General features: G+C 54.0%; 5 protein-coding genes and 1 pseudogene. 1 reads left to right on the top strand and 5 read right to left on the bottom strand.

What is annotated here, in order from left to right:
* Both ABX962_RS31150 and ABX962_RS31145 read right to left on the bottom strand, forming a co-directional pair.
* Positions 1-537: hypothetical protein (locus ABX962_RS31150; protein WP_372725436.1), on the bottom strand; the 537-nt coding region annotated here is incomplete at its 3' end.
* 81 nt (positions 538-618) lie between these two features.
* Entirely contained in the window at positions 619-1,428 is an 810-nt protein-coding gene (locus ABX962_RS31145; RefSeq protein WP_372725435.1) for a hypothetical protein, read from the bottom strand.
* Between the two features lie 824 nt (positions 1,429-2,252).
* Between ABX962_RS31145 and ABX962_RS31140 the strand changes: the two genes are divergently transcribed.
* The gene (locus ABX962_RS31140) at positions 2,253-2,444 is read left to right on the top strand and encodes a hypothetical protein (RefSeq protein ID WP_372725433.1); all 192 of its coding nucleotides are present in this window, start codon (positions 2,253-2,255) and stop codon (positions 2,442-2,444) included.
* A gap of 43 nt (positions 2,445-2,487) precedes the next feature.
* On the opposite strand, the gene ABX962_RS31135 is transcribed toward ABX962_RS31140, so the two are convergent.
* The 3 genes and pseudogenes from ABX962_RS31135 to ABX962_RS31125 form a co-directional block, all read right to left on the bottom strand.
* Complete coding sequence (locus ABX962_RS31135) at positions 2,488-3,087, bottom strand: DUF3299 domain-containing protein (RefSeq protein WP_372725431.1); 600 nt, start codon at positions 3,085-3,087, stop codon at positions 2,488-2,490.
* 109 nt (positions 3,088-3,196) lie between these two features.
* Positions 3,197-3,874: a DUF3299 domain-containing protein gene (locus tag ABX962_RS31130; RefSeq protein WP_372725429.1), complete on the bottom strand. Its 678-nt coding sequence runs from the start codon at positions 3,872-3,874 to the stop codon at positions 3,197-3,199.
* A gap of 35 nt (positions 3,875-3,909) precedes the next feature.
* Positions 3,910-4,478, bottom strand: a pseudogene (locus ABX962_RS31125) (hypothetical protein); the annotation flags it as partial.

The following is a 4,478-nucleotide window of genomic DNA, read 5'->3' as shown; positions in this document are numbered from 1 at the left end:
TCTTTGCCCCACCGTCAGCTCCGACAATTCGGGATCGCCGACAACTTTGCCCAACCAGCGGTCGCCGCGACGGGTGATCACCACTTTCTCGCTTCCCAAATGAGCCACTTTGATATGGCAATCGGCCGTCGCTCCCATTATCAGCGTTTCATCCGCCAAAATCACCTCGTCCACATGTCCGGCAAAGCGATGTGGCGGCAACAACGTCAGTACCGCCGAACGGCTCAGCGGGCTGGGGTGCCGAAAAATCAAGGACGCAGACCCCGTCATCGACAGCGGATGACCACTAAGCACCAATTCGGCAGGTCGCGCCGCGTCGGCAAATTCCCAAAAATAACTGTCGTCGCGACGCGAGAGCGTTCCCGCGATGCGAGCCAGATCCGAATGGATTCGCACGTCGCTAGTGCCCGCCGGCCCGGCGCCACCAATCGTCCAACGTTCGCCTGGCAGGATCAAAAATCCACCGCAACCATCGACCCAAAGCCTCCAGCGTAATGCTGTAGGCTTTGAGTTTGCTAAGGTTTTTGATTCGGACACGTCCATCAGCCTTTCTCGGTGCCGCATACCTTCATTGCTGCCATCCTCACACACACTCTCTCTCGCGATCTCTCGCTCGAACTAGTCTAGCTGAATCGAGACCAGGGACTTCGAGGTCGAGGGAGCTTCGTCGCCGAAGTAGCTGGTGATTTCGTCAAGCAGATTTTCTTCGCTTGGCTCATCCAAATCGATCTCACCAAAGTACTCGACGTCCACCTTCATCGTTTCCTCGGCGACATCAATCCGAGCATGGATCTCGTCGAGCAATTGACGTGTCTTCGACAAATGGCTGTCGTCCAACGCCAGTTCGCTGCTGGTTTCGGCAACACGAAGCGAGGCAAGTCGAGCCTGTAAGTTCTCGACTTCCACTTCGAGTTGACGTTTTGCACTCAGCATGGCATCCATTCGCTCATGTGCCGATTGAAGCGACGATTTGCGAGCCGAGAGCATCTTTTCGAGTTTCTCGGCCGTCTCCTTGCGGGTCTTAAAGCGGCTAAATCGGTTGCTCAGGTCGTTCTTGACCTGGGCTGACGTGTAAGTCCGGCCCCCGTAGGTGTAGAGATGCGAATCCTTGCGAAGATCTTCGCTTAGCCGTTCGATATCGGCTTGCGTCTTGGCCAACCGCTGGTCCGTATCGCTCATTTGAGTTTCCAGTCGCGCGACGTCGACCTTTTCCAACGCGATTCGCTTGGCATTGTGTTCAATTTCGGGTTTCAAGTCGGCAATCATCTGCCGAGCCCGTTTCAATTCCCATTCCAATGGCATGGCGTCCGATGTCGAGGATCGCAACCAATCCACGCCGCATCTCGCATAGCTGAACAATGGGACGCCCATTGTCATGGTGGACAGTAACGCAACCGCACCGCCCGCCAGGATCATCTTTTTTAACATCGATGTATCTCCCAAAAACTGTGGCTGATCTTTCTTTCGTGCGGCACATCGGCCGCTGTACAAAAAGAAATTCGCAGTGGAAGCGGGGTTCTTGGCAGGCAGACAAAAACTTTTGAGCAAAAACCGCAATGCGAGGCCTATGCTGGCGATCATGGAGCAGCAATCTCGGAAAACGCTCAGTGGATCCCCTCTGCCCGCTAGAAAGGCCCACTTCGAAAAATGGGGGATAGCGAGGGTGTGCGAGAGCCCCTGCTGCAGAAAAAAGTAGCGATTCGAAAATGTGCGATGCGATTCTACGAGATTTACATCAATTACTCTCTCGGGGCTGCCGAAAAGTAGGGCGACTAAGTGGGGCATTTGCCCACAATCGGGCATTTTCGCCACAGGGGGTGTTGCGCAAAAGCAACTTTGCGGTCTTTAATCTATGGAAAAGTAATCGTAATCGTGACGGATCCGCCTTCGCTAATGACGGTTATTGGATTATTATTGGCTCGTGGTGTTCGATTTGCCGACATTAATCATTGGGAAACATGCCTCAATGACATATTGCGACACAGCGACATCGCTTTAATGACATTTTTCGTTTTGCTGAAAAATTTAGGCCGTTTTCCTAACCTGTTGTTTTAGAAAGAGTTATGTCGCAAAGTTTGGTTCCGCTTTGCAGATAGGCATACCACTTGCACTGAACCCACGTCTGAAAAGGCTGTCTAAGTCAATATTCGTTGACCTAAACGGCGAAACAGAACGTAATGTTTGTATATCGTCTCCGCCTGTTTATCTAATCAATTGATGCGCTGGATCGCAACGCGCAGGAGATTATCCCGATGACTACATCAAGCGACTTAAAGACTTCACCCAATCCGAGTGACGAGCGGTGGCACGCACTCTCGGCGACCATTTCGTCGGAATCGACCGACGTTTTCGGTCAATGGGTAAGCGATCAGCTGAAGGAACTCGAAGCACGCCTCGGCGATTTTGAGTCTCCTCGCTCGGTGTGTCATAACCTACGCGGATAGGAATCGAACGTTTTACTCGCTGCAGCGTTAGCGAAAACGCTCTCTATTTGACGTTCATCCCTTCGATTTTGAAGATCGCGAAATGGCTGGCACCACCCGGCCCTTTGCCGCCAGGATACTTGTACTTTTCGGTGTCGATCTTGAACTTGCCCTCGACCGTTACAGGGCGGGTGACAAAGTCGGTCGTACGTCCTGGTAACATCTCGACGATGACGCAGTCAAACAATGCTGCTCCGGGGCCGAAGCAACATTCTTGGTTGTCACGCACCAACACAAATTGGTCGATGTCGGTGTCTTTGAATAGTGTGCTGGGCAGAATATAGCCGCGAAGCTTCACTTTGATTCCATCGAGCCGTTTGACGTCGGGGGTCAGTGCACTTTTCTCGAACGCCGCATCCTTTTCGATATCGAACTTCAGATCATCAAAGGTGATGTCCCCTTTGGCAATCGACGCCTCGCTGCTTTTGCGTTCCACCACGCCTTTGGTTCGGTCCTCGGTCGACTGATCCGTATCGGCTGGCTTTTTCGACGTTTCAGCGGCCGTCGACGCCGTTTTGGGGGAATCGGCGTAACTGGTCGCTGCGGTGACTGTCAGCAGCGAGAATGGCAGCAGTACGGCGAGCGAGATCTTGTACCAAGGCATATGAAAATCGTCTTTGGAGGGATAACCCGCGATTTGCGCCGGTTCTGGGGGTGGGGGCTGAGGATCGGCGGCGTCATTCCTAACGCCGCCGATTTCGCGGCACCGAGGCTTAACGCACTTGGTCCGCTTTTATTCGATAGAAGATGTTATTGTCAAAGTCGGTTAGTTTTTGAGGTGCCCGATTGAGTTGGAATTTGCCAGCGAGTTTTCGCTTGGTCAGCCCCGCTTTGACGTTTTTCCCGTTCGTCACCGTCACTTCGATCATGTCACTACTTTTGGGCTGGCCGCCGAAACAGCACGTTCCGAGGTCGGGGACCAGGATAAATTGGCGAAGTGCTCCGCTGCCCGAGGCGGGATGGATGTAGCCTTTCAAAAAGACTTTATCACCATCGATATCGTAGGCAAATCGAGTCGGGATGTCGGGCATGCCCTCAGGCTGCTGAAGCTCATAGAACGGGATCCGCGTATAGCCATCGGGAACCTCGGTCATGTAGATGTACGTGTGCAGCCCAATACCGCTGAACATCAGCAACGCGTTGCCAATCACGCCAAGTTTGGCGAGCGCTCCGCCGCTGTACTCGTCGGGGAACTGTTTGGTCGCTCGAAAACCAATGATCCCCGCCGCAATTCCGACCGCAGTTAGGATCAGCAAGGGCGAGAAGGTCGGGATCAGCCCGGGGAAAGCAAGAACAAAGAAAACCACCGAAGCGATTGCCGCCCGACTGACTGCTCGGTACGGGAATTCAACCACATCGCTTGACGATGACATTTGAAGTTCAGCTGACATGGGGGTAACAGAGCCTTGATCGAAGTCGCGATAGCTTATTCACGCTCTTGCACGGGAACGGGCACAACCGCCGGTCCACCGGAGAGCAACAGGAACTGGCCGATCATGATGGTCGACAGCGCCAGTGAAACTACGTAGGCCAGCCGCCAAGGGTTCGCAGGCGTCGTGCTCGTTTGCGATGCCAGGGGAGCCGCAGCAAGCGGTGAATTAGCGGCCGTTAAATGCCCCAAAACAGGACGATCCACCCGGCGGCGATGGTCATCGATCGCTTCGCGGAAAGAACGAGCGTCTGTGGGGGAATCCACTGCAATCAAGGAATTCGGAAAGCCGGAGGCCGCATTCGCAACCGGCGGCTCATTCGCTTTGGGAATGGCCGAAGTGTTCGGTTTGGTGGTGTCTTTGGCAGGCACAGGAATCGAGAAAAAAGTATTCGCCCGTTTGACACTTTCGGGATCGACCTTCTCGAGCTCCTTCAACGCCTCGCTCGCGGCGGGCAGCGGACAGGCACGCAAGTAGTTCACGACCGGGACGCGAACCCAGTTATTGTCGGGATCCGCCTCGAGGAAGAGCTGCTTCATCTTATCGATTTGGCTCCAGTCGCTCC

It is taken from the genome of Novipirellula sp., assembly GCF_041583735.1.
Lineage (GTDB): Bacteria > Planctomycetota > Planctomycetia > Pirellulales > Pirellulaceae > Novipirellula.
Note: the sequence above shows the minus strand (reverse complement) of the source record. Positions and strands in the feature narration are given on the sequence as shown.

Coding starts and splice junctions, on each gene's coding strand:
- ABX962_RS31145 (WP_372725435.1), bottom strand. CDS start 1,428: ATGTTAAAAAAGATGATCCTGGCGGGCGGTGCGGTTGCGTTACTGTCC.
- ABX962_RS31140 (WP_372725433.1), top strand. CDS start 2,253: ATGACTACATCAAGCGACTTAAAGACTTCACCCAATCCGAGTGACGAG.
- ABX962_RS31135 (WP_372725431.1), bottom strand. CDS start 3,087: ATGCCTTGGTACAAGATCTCGCTCGCCGTACTGCTGCCATTCTCGCTG.
- ABX962_RS31130 (WP_372725429.1), bottom strand. CDS start 3,874: ATGTCAGCTGAACTTCAAATGTCATCGTCAAGCGATGTGGTTGAATTC.